Below are 15,577 nucleotides of genomic sequence, written 5' to 3'. Positions count from 1 at the left end.
GTGGAGCAGGGGCGGCCCGGCGCAGGCCGGACCGCCCCTGGACGGGTGGCTCAGTGCGCGCCGGGTAGGACGGCAGCCGCCTCCTCCTTGGCCCGCCGCTCCTCACCACTGAGGGTGTGCAGCGGCTTCTCCCGGATGAACAACACCACCACCAGGGCGAGCACCGCGAAGGGGGCGGCCACCAGGAACAGCTCGCCGGTCGCGGTGCCGTACACGTCCTGGATGATCCTCAGCACCGGCTCGGGCAGGGCGGACAGGTCGGGCACCTCGGTGGAGCCCTCCCCGCCCGGGGCGCCGCCGGTCAGCGGACCGAGCTTCTCCGCGCTCAGCGAGGCGACCCGGTTGGCCAGCACCGCGCCGAGCGCGCTGACGCCGATCGTGCCGCCCATGCTGCGGAAGAAGGTCAGCACGGAGGTGGCCGCGCCCAGCTCGTGCGCCGGGACGTCGTTCTGCGCCGCGAGCACGAGGTTCTGCATGAGCATGCCGACGCCGACGCCGAGCACCGCCATGTAGACGCTGAGCAGCAGGATGCTGGTCTCGGCGTCGATGGTGGCCAGCAGCAGCATGCCGACGACCATCACGGCGGCGCCGGCCACCAGGTAACGCTTCCAGCGGCCGTACTTGGTGATCAGCTGGCCGGCGACCGTCGACGAGACCAGCAGGCCCAGGATCATCGGCAGGCTCATCAGCCCCGCCACCGTCGGCGACTTGCCGAGTGAGAGCTGGAAGTACTGGGACAGGAACACGGTGCCGCCGAACATCGCCACGCCGACCAGGATGCTGGCGATGGTGGTCAGCGAGACCGTCCGGTTGCGGAAGATGTCCAGCGGCACGATCGGCTCGTCCGCGCGGGACTCCACCCAGACCGCCAGCGCCAGCAGGGCGAGACCGCCACCGACCATCAGCGCCGTCCAGCCCGAGGCCCAGGCGAACTTGTTGCCGGCCAGCGACGACCAGACCAGCACGGTGGAGACCCCGGAGGTGATGAGCAGCGCGCCCAGCCAGTCGATCTTCACCTTGCGGCGGCGGGTCACCGGCAGGTGCAGGGTGCGCTGGAGCAGGAAGATGGAGAGCAGGGTGAACGGGACGCCGATCAGGAAGCACCAGCGCCAGCCGAGCCAGGAGGTGTCCACCAGCACGCCGCCGATCAGCGGCCCGGCGATGGTGCCGACGCCGAACACCGCGCCGAAGATGCCGGCGTAACGGCCCAGTTCGCGGGGCGGGATCATGGCGGCCATCACGATGGTGGCCAGGGCGGTCATGCCGCCGGCGCCGATGCCCTGCACGACCCGGCTGACCAGGAGCACCTCGACGTTCGGGGTGAGCCCGGCGATCAGCGAGCCGACCACGAAGAGGCCGAGGGAGAGCTGGATCAGCAGCTTCTTGTTGTAGAGGTCGGCCATCTTGCCCCACAGCGGCACGGTCGCCGTCATGGCCAGCAGCTCGGTGGTGACGATCCACGTGTAGACGGTCTGGGTGCCGTTCAGGTCGGCGATGATGCGCGGCAGCGCGTTCGCCACGACCGTGGAGGCGAGGATCGACACGAACATGCCGACCATCAGGCCGGAGAGTGCCTGGAGCACCTCGCGGCGGGACATACGGCCGGCGCCGACCTTCAGGGTCTCGGCGGGCACGGTGGCGGTCATCGACCTTCCTTACCGGGTACGAGTTTCACGGCCTCCCGGGCACCATTCCCGGAAGGGGCTTGCGGGTCAGGGCCGGTCGGGTTGCGGCAGCCCCGCGGCGAGGGCGGCGAACGCCTCGTCGACGAGGTCGGCCAGGTCCGGCCGGTCGGGGTGGGCGGCCCACCGGGTCATGGCGTGGCGCAGCGCTGCGCCCGTCACGGCGGTGACCAGCGCCGGGTAGCCGTGGTCGGGTTCGACGCCCACCCGTGCCGCGACGACCTCGACGATGGCGCGTTCCGTCTCGGCGTTGCCGGCCAGCAGGCGGGGCAGCAGCGCGGGGTTGCGCGTCACCACCTCCATCCGCAGGCACCACAGCTCGCGCTCGGCGCGTACCTCGTCGATCACCTCGTCGAGGGCCGTCCGCAGCGCGGTCAGCACCGGCACCTCGGGCGGCACGGCGGCCAGCCGGGCCACCAGGCGCGCCGCGTCGCCCGCCTGGTCGCCGACCAGGGCGTCGTCCTTGCAGGCGAAGTAGTTGAAGAAGGTGCGCGGGGAGACGTCGGCCGCCTCGCTGATCTCCTCCACCGTCACCTGGGCCAGGCCGCGCTCGGCGACCAGGCGCAGGGCCGCCTCGGTCAGCGCGGCCCGGGTCCGGCGCTTCTTGCGGTCGCGCCGCCCGGGAGCGGATTCGGTGCCGGCGGGATTCACGCGCCGGACACTACTAGCGATCTTGCAGGTACTGCAATGTTTTATTGTGTGAAGTGACGCCGGCCATCTCCCGGGTCGCCGGGCGGCACCGGAAGCGGCCACGGGCCCGGCCGGGACGCTCCGGCCGGGCCCGTCGCCGTACGGGTCACGGATAGTTCGTCAGGTACACCACCTGGTTGCCCGCGTTGGCGGTGCCGCCGGTGCCGTTGACCACCCGGTTGATCGTGCCCACGCCACCGAGGGAGACGGTGACCATGTTGGTGAACCGGACGTTCGGGCTGGTCGGCGCCTCGATGGCGCGATCGGCGACGACCGCGGGGTCGACGTTGAAGTAGCAGTAGCTGCCCATCCCCCACGCCTGGTGGCTGCTCACCCCGTCGGCCACCTTGTACGCCGCGTAGCCCCGGGTGGCCCCGTTCATCCAGGCGGCCTGGTTCGGCGGGTCGTACGGCATCTCGTTCTGGTAGAAGTACGTCCGCCCGCCGTTGCCGTTCCAGACGGTCTGGTACCGCTGGTAGTGCTCGACGAAGAGGCCGTACATGGTCACGTCGTCGCCGTTGACCGTCAGGCCGGTGTCGGCGGTGTTCACCGCCCAGCCGACGCCGTCGCCGTGGTCGGCGCGCCAGAGCCACATGTGGTCGCCGATCACGTGGTCGCTGTTGACGGTCAACGTGTGGGTCGCCCGGCCGACGCCCGGCCCGCCGATGCGGAAGAAGACGTCGTGCAGCGAGGTCGGGTTGGCCGCGTGGCTGGCCGCCGAGCCGGGCGGCCCGACCTCCATCAGCACCGGCGAGTTGACCTGGCCGGCCTCGAACATGATGCCCGCCACCTTCACGCCGTCCACGTCGGCGACCCGCATCGCGACGGTGCCGTTGTCGGCCTGGATGGTCGCCAGGCCGAGGCCGAGGACCACCGTGTCGGGGCGGTCCACCCGGATCGGCTCGGTGACGTGGTGCACGCCGGGGGTGAACAGCAGATGCCGGCCCTGGGCGAGCGCGGCGTTGATGGTGGCCGCGCCGGTGCCCGGCCGCACGACGTAGAACTGGCTGAGCGAGATGGACGAGCCGGCCGGGGTCCTGCCGTACCAGCTGGTGCCGGACGAGTTGGTGCGCAGCGCCGGCACGAAGACCCGGTACTCGCCGGTGCCGTCGACGTAGAGGAACGGCTTCTCGCGTACCTGTGGGGTCTGCGGGATGACGGTGTGCGAGGGGTTCGGGAAGTGCGGCGGCGGAGCGCCGGTGACGCCCTGGAAGACCATGTTCCACACCGAGCCGGTCCAGCCGTTGCCGAACTCGCTGTTGCGCGAGTACCACTGCTGCTGCGAGCCGGAGACGACCAGGCCGTCGATGCGGGTGTCGGCCATCAGGCCGCCGCTCGACCAGCCGTCACCGCCGTTCCAGAGCTGGATCTGGCTCTGCGCGCCACGCAGGTGCATCCGCCGGTACGGCGCTGCCTGCGAGACCGCCCAGCGCTCCACGCTCACCCCGGCCGGCAGGGTCACCGACAGGTTCTCGGCGGCCCGCCAGAAGTTCTGCGTGGCGTTGCCGCCCATCCAGAACGCCTCGACCCGGACGTGCCCGTTGAGGTTCACGTCGTCGGGGCTCATGCCGAGGCCGGCGACCTGGGTGAAGAAGCCGAGGTTGACGTCGGCGGTGTAGCTGCCGGGCTTGAACAGCACCGCGTAGCGCTCGGGGCCGAACTGGTTGCGCTCCTGCTGGGCGAAGAGCGTGTTCAGCCGGTTCTGGATGGTGGCGGTCGGGGTGGACGGGTCGAAGACGAAGGTGTTCGGCCCGAGGTCCGGGTTGCGGGGGTCGGTGGGCTCCACCGGCGGGGCGTCGCCGCCCGCCACGTTCACCGCCAGTTCCCAGAGCGAGTAGCCGTAGGCGGTGGCCCGCGCCGTGCCGTACACCCGCAGGTAGCGACCGCTGCCGGCGACGGCGAGCGACTGGCTGCCGCCGGTGCCGGTGGTGGTGCCGTACACGGTGGTCCAGGCGTTGCCGTCGGCCGAGGTCTGGAGCTGGAACGCCCGCGCGTACGCGGCCTCCCAGGTCAGCACCACGCGGCAGATCGACCGGACGGTGCCGAGGTCCACCCGCAGCCACTGGGGGTCGGCGGCGGCGCTGGCCCAGCGGGTGCCGGGGTTGCCGTCGACCGCCGCCGAGGCCGGGAGCCCGGCGTTCTCCACCGACGACGCGGTGGCCGGCCGGCCCTGGGCGACGTTGGCGCTGCCGCAGGTGGGCGCGGTGCCGCCGGCCTCCCCGTAGACCTGGAATTCCCAGAGGGAGTAGCCGTAGCCGGTGCCGCGCGCGGTGCCGTGCATCCGGACGTACCGGCCGGCGCCCGTCACGTTCACCGTCTGGGTGCCGCCGGTGCCGGCGGTGGTGCTGTGCACGGTGGTCCAGGCCGCGCCGTCGTCGGAGGTCTGGATCGTGAAGGCCCGGCCGTAGGCGCCCTCCCAGGACAGGACCACCTGGCTGAGGGTGGCCCGGGTGCCGAGGTCGACCTGGATCCACTGGGGGTCGCTGGAGGCGCTGGCCCAGCGGGTGCCGGCGTCGCCGTCGACCGCGGCGGACGCCGGGGTGCCGGCGTTCTCCGTCGACGAGGCGGTCGCGGGCCGCCCCTGGGACAGCAGGCTCGGGGCGGCCTGCGCCGGGGGCGTCGCGGCGGGGGTGAGCGCCGCGACGAGGAGCAGCGCGAGGCCGATGAGCGACCGCCGGGCGGGTCGCCCTGGCGGCGGCGTCGGGCGTACGGATGTAGCGCGAGATGTCATGACTTCGCCTGTCGATAGAGGGTGGGGGACCTCGGGCGTGACGGGATGACGAAGGGGGCCACGGCACTGCGGGGCGGCGACGCCGGACGGTGCCGGGACGGGAGAGAGCGCTCTCGTCCGAGTGTTGCGGCGTCGTCGCGCAGCCGTCAAGGCATCGATAAATAACGCTGTTATTTATCCGTGAAGTTCGATTTGATCGGTAACCCGCCGATTCGCCGAGCGCACCCCGCCGGCCGTGAGCAGCCGGGCGATCGGGAGCGTCGCCGCACCGAGCGCCACCGCGTCGACGCCCAGCAGACCCAGCTCGATCGAGGCCTGTTCGTACGGCTGGCGCAACGCCTGGCGGCCGGCGGCCTCCCGCACGGCCGGCAGCAGGCCGCCCAGCGCCATGCCGGCCCAGCCCCCGAGCACGACCCGCTCCGGGTTGAACAGGTTGATCAGGTTGGCCACCCCGGCGCCCAGGTACTCGGCCGTCTCGTCCAGCACCCGCCGGGCGGCGGCCGAGGTGCCGGCCGCGTCGATCAGGGCCGCCAGCTGGGACTCCTCGTCGTCGCCCGGGACCGGGTGGCCGCCCCGGGCCTCGCGGTAACGGTCGATGACGGCCTCCGCGCCGACGTACGCCTCCAGGCAGCCACGGGCCCCGCAGCGGCAGGGCCGCCCGCCGTAGACCAGGGTGGTGTGCCCCCACTCCCCCGCGCTGCTGGAGGCGCCCCGGTAGGTCACCCCGTTGGTCACCACCGCGGTGCCGACCCCCGAGCCGACAAGCGCGAAGACGGCGTGCCGGGCCCCCCGGCCCGCGCCGAACCACATCTCCGCCTGGCCGAGCGTCTTCGCCCCGTTGTCGACGTGCAGCGGCAGGTCGGTGCCCGCCGCGATCAGCCGCTCCAACGGCACCCGGTCCCAGCCGAGCGACTGGGCGTGCACCACGGCCTCCCGGCCCTGCTCGACCACCCCGGAGACGCCGATGCCGACGCCGAGCACCTCGTCGACGGCCACCCCGGCCCGGGCCGTGACCGCGTCGATGCCGGCCAGCACGTGCCCGGCCACCTCCGCCGGCTCCGTCCGCCGGGGATCGAGCGGGTACGCGACGCTGGCCAGCTGGGCCATCGCGAAGTCGAACAGCTCCACCCGGACCCGGGTCTCCCCGACGTCCACCCCGATGACGAACGCGAAGCGCGGCGCGACCCGCAGCATCATGCTGGGCCGGCCGCCGTCGGACTCGGCGGCGCCCGCCTCGGCGATCAGCCCTTCGTCGATCAGGTCGGCGACCACGTTGCTGACCGCCGGCTGGCTCAACCCCGTGCTGCGGACCAGAGCCTGCCGGGTGAGCGGGCCGTCCAGGAAGACCTTCGACAGCAGGGCGGACCGGTTCCGCAGCCGGACGCCCCGGTTGGTCGCGCGCGCCAACTCCACCTGCCACCTCGATCCCCTCGGCCCTCGGGAGCGACTGTACGACCCCGTGCTTGACGGCCCCTCGGCCAACCACTTTAATGACCACATTCATTAAGTCGTGATGGAACTTCGAGCCGTCGGCCCCGCCGGCGCGCCCCGCCCACCGCCCGCCGGCGCCCTCACCCCCGTGCCCCGACGCGACGCCGGCGACCCCCACCCCGCGCAACGGAAGGGCCGAACGTGTCGAGACGACACCTCGCGATACTCACGGCGGCCGTGCTGGCCGCCACCACACTCACCGCCTGCGGCGACTCCGGGGACTCCTCCGGCGCGGCCGGGAAGACCCTCACCTACTGGGCCAGCAACCAGGGCGCCAGCCTGGAGGCCGACAAGCAGACCCTCCAGCCCGAACTGGACAAGTTCGAGCAGCAGACCGGCATCAAGGTCAACGTCGAGGTGGTGCCCTGGTCGGACCTGCTCAACCGGCTGCTCACCGCCGCCACCTCGGGCCAGGGCCCGGACGTGGTCAACATCGGCAACACCTGGTCGGCGTCGTTGCAGGCCACCGGTGCGCTTGTCGAGTTCGACGACGCCACCCTCGCCAAGGTCGGCGGGAAGGACCGGTTCGTGCCCGCCGCGCTGGCCGCCGCGGGCGCGCCCGGCAAGCCGCCGGCCGCGGTGCCGCTCTACAGCCTCGCCTACGCCCTCTACTACAACAAGAAGGCGTTCGCCGACGCCGGCGTCACCAGCCCACCCACCACCTGGGAGCAGGTGGCCGAGGTCGGCCGCAAGCTGACCGGCGGTGACCGCTGGGGCCTCGCGGTCGAGGGGGCCAACCCGTCGGAGAACGCCCACCACGCCTTCACCTTCAGCCAGCAGTACGGCGGCGAGTGGTTCGACTCCGCCGGCAAGCCCACCTTCGACACGCCGCAGAACGTCACCGCCGTCAAGCGGTACGTCGACCTGATGGCCGCCGACCGGATCGTCAACCCGAGCAACGCCGAGTACGCGCAGAACCAGTCGGTCTCCGACTTCGCCAACGGCAAGGCGGCCATGCTGCTCTGGCAGGCCGCCGGGTCCAACCTGAAGTCGCAGAACATGGCCCCCGACGCGTACGGGATCGCCCCGGTGCCGTTCCCGGCCGCCCCGCCGCCGGGCGGCAAGAAGGTCAACAGCATGGTCGCGGGGATCAACATGGCGGTGTTCAAGCACACGAAGAACCGCGACGCCGCGCTGGAGTTCGTCAAGTTCATGACCAGCGACGCGGAGCAGGTGGCGCTGAACAGGACGTACGGCTCGCTGCCCGCCGTCGCCACCGTGGCGGACGACCCGGCGTTCGCCGCCCCGGAGCAGAAGGTGCTCCAGCAGACCCTCGCCACCACGGCGGCGCCGCTGCCGCAGGTGCCCGACGAGAGCACCTTCGAGACCCTCGTCGGCACCGCCATCAAGGAACTCTTCGCCGACGCCGCCAGCGGCAGACCGGTCACCGAGGGGAGCGTCCGGCAGAAGCTGACCCGGGCCCAGCAGCAGATGCGCTGACCCGCCGGACCGGTGGCCGTGGGAGGGACGCCGACCCTCCCACGGCCACCCAGCGGAAGGACCTGACCCCGATGGCCACCACCACGCCCGCCCGGGACGTCGCCGCACCGGAGCGGCCCGCCCGCCGCGCGGCCCCGGCGCGGCGCCGGTCACCCGGCCGCCGCCGGTCGCTGCTGCCGTACCTGCTGCTCGCCCCGGCCGTCGTGCTGGAGCTGGCGGTCCACGTCGTGCCGATGCTCGTCGGGGCGTGGATGAGCCTGCGCGAGCTGACCCAGTTCCACATCCGCGACTGGTCCACCGCGCCCTTCGTGGGCTGGGAGAACTACCGCGTGGTGCTCGACGTCGACTCGGCGGTCGGGGCGCAGCTGCTGCACTCGTTCGGGGTGACCGTCGGCTACACGGTGGCCTCGGTCGGGCTCTCCTGGGTGCTCGGCACCACCGCCGCCGTACTGCTGCAACGACCCTTCCGCGGCCGGGCCGTGCTGCGCGCGCTCTTCCTCACCCCGTACGCGCTGCCCGTCTACACGGCCGTGATCACCTGGAGCTTCCTGTTCCAGCGGGACACCGGCCTGGTCAACCACGTGCTGGTCGACCAGCTCCACCTCCTCGACGACCGGCCGTTCTGGCTGATCGGGGAGAACAGCTTCGTCGCGCTGCTGACCGTCTCGGTCTGGCGGTCCTGGCCGTTCGCCTTCCTCTGCGTCATGGCAGGCCTCCAGAACATCCCCGGCGAGCTGTACGAGGCCGCCGCCATGGACGGGGCCGGATTCTGGCGGCGGCTGCGCTCGGTGACGCTGCCCATGCTGCGCCCGGTCAACCTGGTGCTGGTGCTGGTGCTGTTCCTCTGGACCTTCAACGACTTCAACACCCCGTACGTGCTCTTCGGCGGCTCCGCGCCGGAGCAGGCGAACCTGCTCTCCCTGCACATCTACCGCAGCTCCTTCAAGACCTGGGACTTCGGGGCCGGATCGGCGATGTCGGTGGCGCTGCTGCTGTTCCTGCTGCTGGTCACCGCCGGGTACCTGCTGCTGACCAACCGCCGGAGGAACGATGCGTGAGACCGCCGCCGAGCGCTGGGCCCGCCGGATCGTGCTGACCCTGCTCGCGCTCTTCGTGCTCGTCCCGCTCTACGTCATGCTCAGCTCGGCGCTCAAGCCGTTGCAGGACGTGCAGGGCGCCTTCACCTGGTGGCCCCGGCGCCCGACCGCGCAGGCCTTCGTCGACATGTGGTCGACCGTGCCGCTGGGCCGCTACCTGGTCAACAGCCTGGTCGTCTCGACCGTGGCGGCGGTCTTCTCGGTCACCGTGGCGATCTTCGCGGCGTACGCCGTCAGCCGGTACCGCTTCCGCGGCCGGGGCCTGTTCTCGGTGACCGTCCTGTCCACCCAGATGTTCCCCGGCATCCTCTTCCTGCTGCCGCTGTTCCTGATCTACGTCAACCTCGGCACCGCCACCGGCATCCAGCTGTACGCCAGCCGCACCGGCCTGATCATCACCTACCTGACGTTCTCCCTGCCGTTCTCGATCTGGATGCTGGTCGGCTACTTCGACTCGATCCCCCGCGGCCTCGACGAGGCGGCGCAGGTCGACGGCGCCGGCCCGCTCCGCACGCTGTTCCGGGTCATCCTGCCGACGGCGGTGCCGGGCGTCGTCGCCGTCGCCGTCTACGCCTTCATGACCGCCTGGGGCGAGGTGCTCTTCGCCTCGGTGATGACCGACGAGGGCAGCCGCACCCTCGCCGTCGGCCTCCAGGGCTACTCCACCCAGTTCAACGTCTACTGGAACCAGGTGATGGCCGCGTCGCTGGTGGTCAGCGTCCCGGTGGTGGCCGGCTTCCTGGCGTTGCAGCGCTACTTCGTCGCCGGCCTCACCGCCGGCGCGGTCAGGTGAGGCCGTGACGGCCGCACACGAGGCCATGTCGGCCGCACATCCGAAGGAGAGCCCACCCGTGCCGGACCTGTCCACGCTGCCGCCCGACTTCCTCTGGGGGGTCGCCACCGCCGCGTACCAGATCGAGGGGGCCGTCCGCGCCGACGGCCGCGCGCCGTCCATCTGGGACACCTTCTGCGACGTGCCGGGCGCCGTCGACAACGGCGACACCGGCGCGGTGGCCTGCGACCACTACCACCGGTGGCCGCAGGACGTGGCGCTGATGCGGCGGCTCGGGGTGGACGCGTACCGGTTCTCGGTGGCCTGGCCCCGGGTGCGGCCCGACGGCGTCGGCCGGGTCAACCCGAAGGGCCTGGACTTCTACGACCGGCTGGTCGACGCCCTGCTGGCGGCGGGGATCCGCCCGTTCGTGACGCTCTACCACTGGGACCTGCCGCAGGCGTTGCAGGACCGGGGCGGCTGGCCGGAGCGGGACACCGCCGAGGCGTTCGCCGACTACGCCGCCGTCGTGGCCGCCCGCCTCGGCGACCGGGTCGCCGACTGGACCACCGTCAACGAGCCGCTCTGCGTGTCCTGGATCGGGCACCTGGAGGGCCGGATGGCGCCCGGCGAGCGGGACCTGGCCAGGGCGGTGCGCGCCTCGCACCACGTCCTGCTCGGGCACGGGCTGGCCACCCGGGCGATCCGGGCCGCCGCCGCCCGGCCCGCCTCCGTCGGGATCGTGCTCAATCCCAGCCCCTGCGAGCCGGCGAGCGACCGGCCCGAGGACGTGGCCGCCGCCCGGCGGATGGACGGCCACGTCAACCGGTGGTGGCTCGACCCGCTGCACGGACGCGGCTACCCGGCCGACATGGTCGCCGCGTACGGCGTCGAGCCGCCGGTGCGGGGCGACGACCTGACGGTGATCGCCACCCCCACCGACTACCTCGGCCTGAACTACTACTTCCGTCAGGTGGTGGCCGACGACCCGACGGGGCCGCCGCCGTACGCCCGGCAGGTGCCGGTACCGGGCGCGGTGCACACCGCGATGGGCTGGGAGGCGTACCCGGCCGGGCTGGAGCAACTGCTGGTCGCGGTGACCGAGGAGTACGCCCCGGCGCGGGTCGTCGTCACCGAGAGCGGGTCGGCGTGGCGGGACGAGGTCACCGCCGACGGCACCGTCGAGGACCGGGAGCGCACCGACCACCTGGAGCGGCACCTCGCGGCGTGCGCGGCGGCGGTCGACCGGGGCGTGCCGCTGGCCGGCTACTTCGTCTGGTCGCTGCTCGACAACTTCGAGTGGTCGTACGGGTACGACAAGCGCTTCGGGCTGGTGCACGTGGACTACCCCACCCAGCGCCGGACGGTCAAGGCGAGCGGCCTGCGCTACGCCGACCTGATCCGCGCCCACCGGCGGCGGACCGGGCGGCTGACGCCCTCCCGGTGAGCCGGGGACGATCCGCCCGGCCGCACGGGGTCCCGGGCGCCACCCGGGGCTCCGTGCGTCACCCGCCCGGCGGGGTCAGCAGAACCAGCCGTCCTGCACCCAGCCGCGCCGGTTGACGTGCCCGTAGGCGAAGCCGTAGACGTAGCCGCCGCTGCGCGGCCCCTCGACGAGGAACGTCTGGCCGCGGTAGAGGGTGCCCATCCACGCCCCGACCGGGGCGGTGCGGACGAAGAGGTCCTCGGCGCACACCGTCTCCCGTTGCCCGATCGTCCCGTTCGCGGCGTGCCCGGCCGACGGCGTGAGCGCCAGTACGGCGCAGACGGTCGCCAGCAACGCGCCGAGCCGGCGCGGCACTCCTCCGCTCACCATGAGTCGTAGCCTCCGATGCACTCGCTGCGCACGTAGCCCCAGTCGTTGGGCCCGAAGTCGAAGGTGGCGGCCCAGCCGTTGTAGACGGGGTGCGCGCCGGGCGTGTGGCCGATCTTGTTGCCGTACGCCAGCGTGCGCTTGAACCCGTGCGGGCCGCTCGCCGAGTCGTAGTTGGCGTAGAAGCTGGCGCTCTGGCAGACGATCACGGCGTGCCGCGGCACGACCGGGTCGGCCTGCGCGCCGGTGGCGCCCAGCGTCGCCAGGACCCCGCCCGCCGCCAGGACGCCGACCGCGCGGATCACCTGTGTTCGCATCGACACCTCCGGGGTGGAAACCTTCCTTCCCGCCACCCTAACGAATACGTCGAAAACCTTCTATGCCTGCGATCCCCCGCGTCCTCGTGCCGGCGTCCGGGATGCCGATAGGGTCGGGGCCCATGCGGACGAAGCAGGAACTGGGCGCGGTCATCCGGCGGGACCGGCGGGCCGTCCTCGTCGTCAACGCCCACTCCCGCCGGGGCCGCCAACTGCACGAGCGGGCCCGGGCCCGGCTGACGGCGGCCGGCTTCCGCCTGCTGGGCGACCACCCCGTCGAGCAGCCCGGCCAGCTCGAACGCGTCCTCGCCGCGGCCGTCGACCTCGGGCCGGACCTGCTGGTGGCCGGCGGCGGGGACGGCACCCTCAGCACCGCCGCGCGGCTGCTCGCCCACCGCGACATGGCGCTCGGCCTGCTGCCGCTGGGCACCACCAACAACTTCGCCCGCACCGTCGGCGTCCCGCTCGACCTCGACCGGGCCGTCGACGTGCTGACGGGCGGCACGGTGATCGACGTCGACCTCGGCCTCGCCGGCGACATGCGGTTCACCAACCACGTCGGCGTCGGCCTCTCCGCCGACATCATGCTGCGCACGCCGCCGCGCCTGAAGCGGGTCACCGGGCGGCTGGCGTACCCGCTCACCGCCCTGGCCCTGCTGGCCCGGCACCGCCCGCTGCGCGTCACCGTCCGGGCCGGGGACGCGCGGCACGAGTTCCGCACCCACCAGGTGTACGTGGCCAACGGCGGCTTCCACGCCGGGCGCCCGATCGCCGCCGACGCCGACGCCGACGACCGGCTGCTGGTCGCGTACCCGGTCGGCGGCGCGAACCGCCGTGGACTGCTGCGCGACACGGCCCGCAACGCGGTGACCGGGCACCGGCGCTCCGTCGGCGACGAGCCGTTCCTCGCCGTCGGGGAGCTGTGGCTGGAGACCGACCGGCCGGCGCGCGTCGAGGTCGACGGCGAGCTGTGCGGCCGTACGCCGATCCGGATCGGCCTGGACGCCAACGCGCTGCGCGTGATGGCGCCGGCCGGGAGCCCGGACCGCTGACCCGCGCGGCCGGCCGGGGCGCTACTGTGCCCGGTCCGCCGCGTCGAGGGCCGCCAGGAAGTCGGCGACGAGGTCCTCGGTGTCCTCGATGCCGGTGGAGACCCGGACGAGGCCCTCGCCGATGCCGGTGGCGGCCAACTGCTCGGCGTCGACGATCCCGGCCCACATCGAGCGCGGGTGCACCACGAGGGTGCTGACGCTGCCCAGGCTGGCCGCCCGCTTGGCCAGGCGGAGGCCGTCGAGCAGCCCGCCCGCCGTCCGCCCGTCGCGCAGCTCGACGCTGAGCACCCCGCCGAAGCCGGTCATCTGCCGGCCGGCCAGCTCGTGCTGGGGATGCGTCGGCAGCCCCGGGTAGCGGACCCGCCGCACCGCCGGGTGGCCCTCGACCGCCCGGGCCAGGGCCAGCGCGTTGGCGTTGTGCCGGTCCACCCGCAGCGACAGGGTGCGGATGCCCCGCAGCAGCAGCCAGGCGTCGATGGGGCCGAGGGTGCTGCCGGTGACGATGGCAGTCTGCCAGACCCGGTCGACGAGGTCGGCGGAGCCGACGACCACCCCGGCCGAGACGTCGGAGTGCCCGCCGAGGTACTTCGTCCCGCTGTGCCACACCAGGTCGGCGCCGAACTCTGTCGGCCGCTGGTTGACCGGGGTGGCGAAGGTGTTGTCGACCGCTACCAGCGCGTCGTTGGCGTGCGCCAGCTCGACGACGGCGGCCAGGTCGGTCAGTTCGAGCAGGGGGTTGCTCGGGGTCTCCACCAGGACCAGCCGGGTCTGCGGGCGCAGCGCCCGGACGAAGGCCTCGGTGTCGGTCTGGTCCACCTGGGTGAAGGCCACCCCGAAGCGGGCCAGCAGGCCGGTGACCAGGGACGTCGTGCCGCCGTACGTGCTGCGCTGCACGATGACGTGGTCCCCGGCGGAGAGCAGGGCCAGGGCGATCGTGCTGATCGCGCCCATCCCGGAGGCGGTGACCAGGCCCGCCTCGGCGCCCTCCAGCTGGGCGACCACGGCGGCGACCTGCGCGTGGTTCGGGTTGCCGTAGCGCGTGTAGAAGGCGTTGCCCCGGGTCTCGGTGGCGACGGCGGCGAACTGCTCGTCGGACTCGGCGCTGAAGGTGGCGCTCTGCACGATCGGCGGCGACACCGCCCCGCCCGGGCTCAACCCGTCGTCGCCGTGGACAGCGATCGTGCCGGTGCCGGTCACAGGTTCTCCTCACGTGGTGGGCTGCCCGCCGGGACGGCGGGTCGGACAGGTGCGGGCGTCATCCGGGCGGCGGGCGCCCGACGACGGCTCGTCCGCGTGGACGCTCCCGACGGACGGGCGGTCACCCGGCCGGGACGGGCACGGCCGCCGGGGGCGGCGCGGGCGCGGCCCGGTCGGTGAGCATCCGCAGCGCGTCGCGGTGCCGGCGCAGCACGGCGTCGTCCAGGTCGGCGACGGCGAGCCCGGGGCCCGTGCCGGCGTCGGCGAGGACCCGACCGTCGGGAGCGTACACGGCGCTGCGACCGGCGAACTGCCAGCCGCCGTGCGCTCCCGCGAAGTTGGCGAACAGCACGTAGCAGTTGTTCTCCAGGGCGCGGGCCGGGAAGTACACGCCGCGCCGGTGGTCGGAGTCGCCCGTCGTGAACGCGCTCGGACACAGGTAGGCGTCGGCGCCGGCGACGGCCAGCGCGCGAGCGTGTTCGGGGAAGCTCGCGTCGTAGCAGACCCCCAGGCCGAGCCGCCAGCCGCGCACCTCGACCAGGCAGTCGGCCCGGCCGGGCACGAACAGCTCGCGCTCGTCGCGGTCCAGGTGGCGCTTGTCGTACGCGGCGGCGGGCCGGCCGTCCGCGCCGACCACCAGGGCGCCGATCGCCCAGCCGTCGGCGCGTCGCCGGCAGCCGCCGACCACCGCCACCACCCGGTGGGTGCGGCAGGCCTCGGCGACGACGTCGAGCGGGTCACCGCCCGCCTCGACGGCGCACCGCGCGATGTCGTCGCGCAGCAGGCCGACGTCGTAGCCGCAGAGCGACAGCTCGGGGAAGACGACGAGGTGGACGCCACGGGCCGCCGCCTCGGCGATGCTCCGCACCGCGGTCCGCGCGTTGCCGGCCAGGTCGCCGGGGACGGCGGTGACCTGGGCGGCCGCGACCCGCAGCGGGGCGCGGCCGGCGAGGTGGGCGGCCGTCACGCGGCCCCCAGCCACCAGCGCAGGCCGAAGAAGACCACCAGGCCCACCGTCCAGACAATCATGAAACGCTCGACGAAGAGGCCGGTCACCAGCGTGACCAGGCCCGCCACCAGGTACGGGACGGTGACGACGGTGATCTCGATCCGGTTGTCCACCGGGGCGATCACCGACGGGACGGCGATGGCCGCCAGCAGCGCTGGCGGGAGGTAACCGAGGAAGACCTTGACGTCGTCGGGGAGCACCCGGTCGCGGAAGACCAGCAGCGGCAGGTACCGGGGTGCGAAGGTGGCGAGCCCCATCCCGAGGATGAGCAGCAGCATGGACATTC

14 protein-coding genes are annotated in these 15,577 nt (G+C 73.2%); 5 read left to right on the top strand and 9 right to left on the bottom strand.

Annotated features, from left to right (window positions below; genetic code table 11):
* Positions 1-50: 50 nt before the first annotated feature.
* From RM555_RS03620 to RM555_RS03605, 4 genes are all read right to left on the bottom strand, one after another.
* Positions 51-1,646, bottom strand: a complete 1,596-nt coding sequence (locus RM555_RS03620; RefSeq protein WP_311410425.1) for an MDR family MFS transporter — start codon at positions 1,644-1,646, stop codon at positions 51-53.
* Between the two features lie 66 nt (positions 1,647-1,712).
* The gene (locus RM555_RS03615) at positions 1,713-2,333 is read right to left on the bottom strand and encodes an acyl-CoA-like ligand-binding transcription factor (RefSeq protein WP_311410424.1); all 621 of its coding nucleotides are present in this window, start codon (positions 2,331-2,333) and stop codon (positions 1,713-1,715) included.
* Between the two features lie 145 nt (positions 2,334-2,478).
* Positions 2,479-5,103 (bottom strand): discoidin domain-containing protein, encoded by a 2,625-nt coding sequence (locus RM555_RS03610; RefSeq protein WP_311410423.1) that lies wholly within the window; start codon positions 5,101-5,103, stop codon positions 2,479-2,481.
* Positions 5,104-5,277: 174 nt separating this feature from the next.
* Entirely contained in the window at positions 5,278-6,516 is a 1,239-nt protein-coding gene (locus RM555_RS03605) for an ROK family transcriptional regulator (protein WP_311410422.1), read from the bottom strand.
* A 219-nt stretch (positions 6,517-6,735) separates the two neighbouring features.
* On the opposite strand from RM555_RS03605, the gene RM555_RS03600 reads away from it, so the two are divergent.
* The 4 genes from RM555_RS03600 to RM555_RS03585 all read left to right on the top strand — a co-directional run bounded on the left by RM555_RS03600 (position 6,736) and on the right by RM555_RS03585 (position 11,350).
* Positions 6,736-8,034, top strand: coding sequence for an ABC transporter substrate-binding protein (locus RM555_RS03600; RefSeq protein WP_311410421.1), 1,299 nt, complete (start codon positions 6,736-6,738; stop codon positions 8,032-8,034).
* Between the two features lie 71 nt (positions 8,035-8,105).
* The gene (locus tag RM555_RS03595) at positions 8,106-9,092 is read left to right on the top strand and encodes a carbohydrate ABC transporter permease (protein ID WP_311410420.1); all 987 of its coding nucleotides are present in this window, start codon (positions 8,106-8,108) and stop codon (positions 9,090-9,092) included.
* Positions 9,085-9,924 (top strand): carbohydrate ABC transporter permease, encoded by an 840-nt coding sequence (locus RM555_RS03590; protein WP_132238333.1) that lies wholly within the window; start codon positions 9,085-9,087, stop codon positions 9,922-9,924. The genes RM555_RS03595 and RM555_RS03590 overlap by 8 nt, the downstream gene beginning before the upstream one ends.
* Before the next feature lie 25 nt (positions 9,925-9,949).
* Entirely contained in the window at positions 9,950-11,350 is a 1,401-nt protein-coding gene (locus tag RM555_RS03585) for a GH1 family beta-glucosidase (RefSeq protein ID WP_311410451.1), read from the top strand.
* A 75-nt stretch (positions 11,351-11,425) separates the two neighbouring features.
* Here the strand turns inward: RM555_RS03585 and RM555_RS03580 are convergent, their stop codons facing one another.
* Together RM555_RS03580 and RM555_RS03575 are read right to left on the bottom strand one after the other, a co-directional pair.
* Entirely contained in the window at positions 11,426-11,719 is a 294-nt protein-coding gene (locus RM555_RS03580) for a hypothetical protein (RefSeq protein ID WP_132238335.1), read from the bottom strand.
* Positions 11,713-12,033 (bottom strand): hypothetical protein, encoded by a 321-nt coding sequence (locus RM555_RS03575; RefSeq protein ID WP_311410419.1) that lies wholly within the window; start codon positions 12,031-12,033, stop codon positions 11,713-11,715. Before RM555_RS03575 ends, RM555_RS03580 begins: the two co-directional genes overlap by 7 nt.
* Before the next feature lie 122 nt (positions 12,034-12,155).
* On the opposite strand from RM555_RS03575, the gene RM555_RS03570 reads away from it, so the two are divergent.
* Positions 12,156-13,085: a diacylglycerol/lipid kinase family protein gene (locus RM555_RS03570; protein ID WP_311410418.1), complete on the top strand. Its 930-nt coding sequence runs from the start codon at positions 12,156-12,158 to the stop codon at positions 13,083-13,085.
* Positions 13,086-13,106: 21 nt separating this feature from the next.
* On the opposite strand, the gene RM555_RS03565 is transcribed toward RM555_RS03570, so the two are convergent.
* The 3 genes from RM555_RS03565 to RM555_RS03555 all read right to left on the bottom strand — a co-directional run bounded on the left by RM555_RS03565 (position 13,107) and on the right by RM555_RS03555 (position 15,575).
* Positions 13,107-14,282, bottom strand: coding sequence for a trans-sulfuration enzyme family protein (locus RM555_RS03565; RefSeq protein ID WP_311410417.1), 1,176 nt, complete (start codon positions 14,280-14,282; stop codon positions 13,107-13,109).
* Between the two features lie 121 nt (positions 14,283-14,403).
* Positions 14,404-15,249 (bottom strand): carbon-nitrogen hydrolase family protein, encoded by an 846-nt coding sequence (locus RM555_RS03560; protein WP_311410416.1) that lies wholly within the window; start codon positions 15,247-15,249, stop codon positions 14,404-14,406.
* Positions 15,246-15,575: an AzlD domain-containing protein gene (locus RM555_RS03555; RefSeq protein ID WP_132238343.1), complete on the bottom strand. Its 330-nt coding sequence runs from the start codon at positions 15,573-15,575 to the stop codon at positions 15,246-15,248. The genes RM555_RS03560 and RM555_RS03555 overlap by 4 nt, the downstream gene beginning before the upstream one ends.
* Between the last annotated feature and the right edge of the window lie 2 nt (positions 15,576-15,577).

Origin of the sequence: Micromonospora reichwaldensis (genome assembly GCF_031845925.1) — a bacterium.
GTDB classification, from domain to species: Bacteria; Actinomycetota; Actinomycetes; order Mycobacteriales; family Micromonosporaceae; genus Micromonospora; species Micromonospora reichwaldensis.
The sequence above is the reverse complement of the archived record's forward strand: the minus strand, read 5'-3'. Positions and strand labels throughout refer to the sequence as shown.

Excerpts from the sequence above, each read along its gene's own strand:
- RM555_RS03620 (WP_311410425.1), bottom strand. The coding sequence starts at position 1,646 with ATGACCGCCACCGTGCCCGCCGAGACCCTGAAGGTCGGCGCCGGCCGT.
- RM555_RS03610 (WP_311410423.1), bottom strand. The coding sequence starts at position 5,103 with ATGACATCTCGCGCTACATCCGTACGCCCGACGCCGCCGCCAGGGCGA.
- RM555_RS03595 (WP_311410420.1), top strand. The coding sequence starts at position 8,106 with ATGGCCACCACCACGCCCGCCCGGGACGTCGCCGCACCGGAGCGGCCC.
- RM555_RS03590 (WP_132238333.1), top strand. The coding sequence starts at position 9,085 with ATGCGTGAGACCGCCGCCGAGCGCTGGGCCCGCCGGATCGTGCTGACC.
- RM555_RS03585 (WP_311410451.1), top strand. The coding sequence starts at position 9,950 with ATGTCGGCCGCACATCCGAAGGAGAGCCCACCCGTGCCGGACCTGTCC.
- RM555_RS03580 (WP_132238335.1), bottom strand. The coding sequence starts at position 11,719 with ATGGTGAGCGGAGGAGTGCCGCGCCGGCTCGGCGCGTTGCTGGCGACC.
- RM555_RS03575 (WP_311410419.1), bottom strand. The coding sequence starts at position 12,033 with ATGCGAACACAGGTGATCCGCGCGGTCGGCGTCCTGGCGGCGGGCGGG.
- RM555_RS03570 (WP_311410418.1), top strand. The coding sequence starts at position 12,156 with ATGCGGACGAAGCAGGAACTGGGCGCGGTCATCCGGCGGGACCGGCGG.
- RM555_RS03555 (WP_132238343.1), bottom strand. The coding sequence starts at position 15,575 with ATGTCCATGCTGCTGCTCATCCTCGGGATGGGGCTCGCCACCTTCGCA.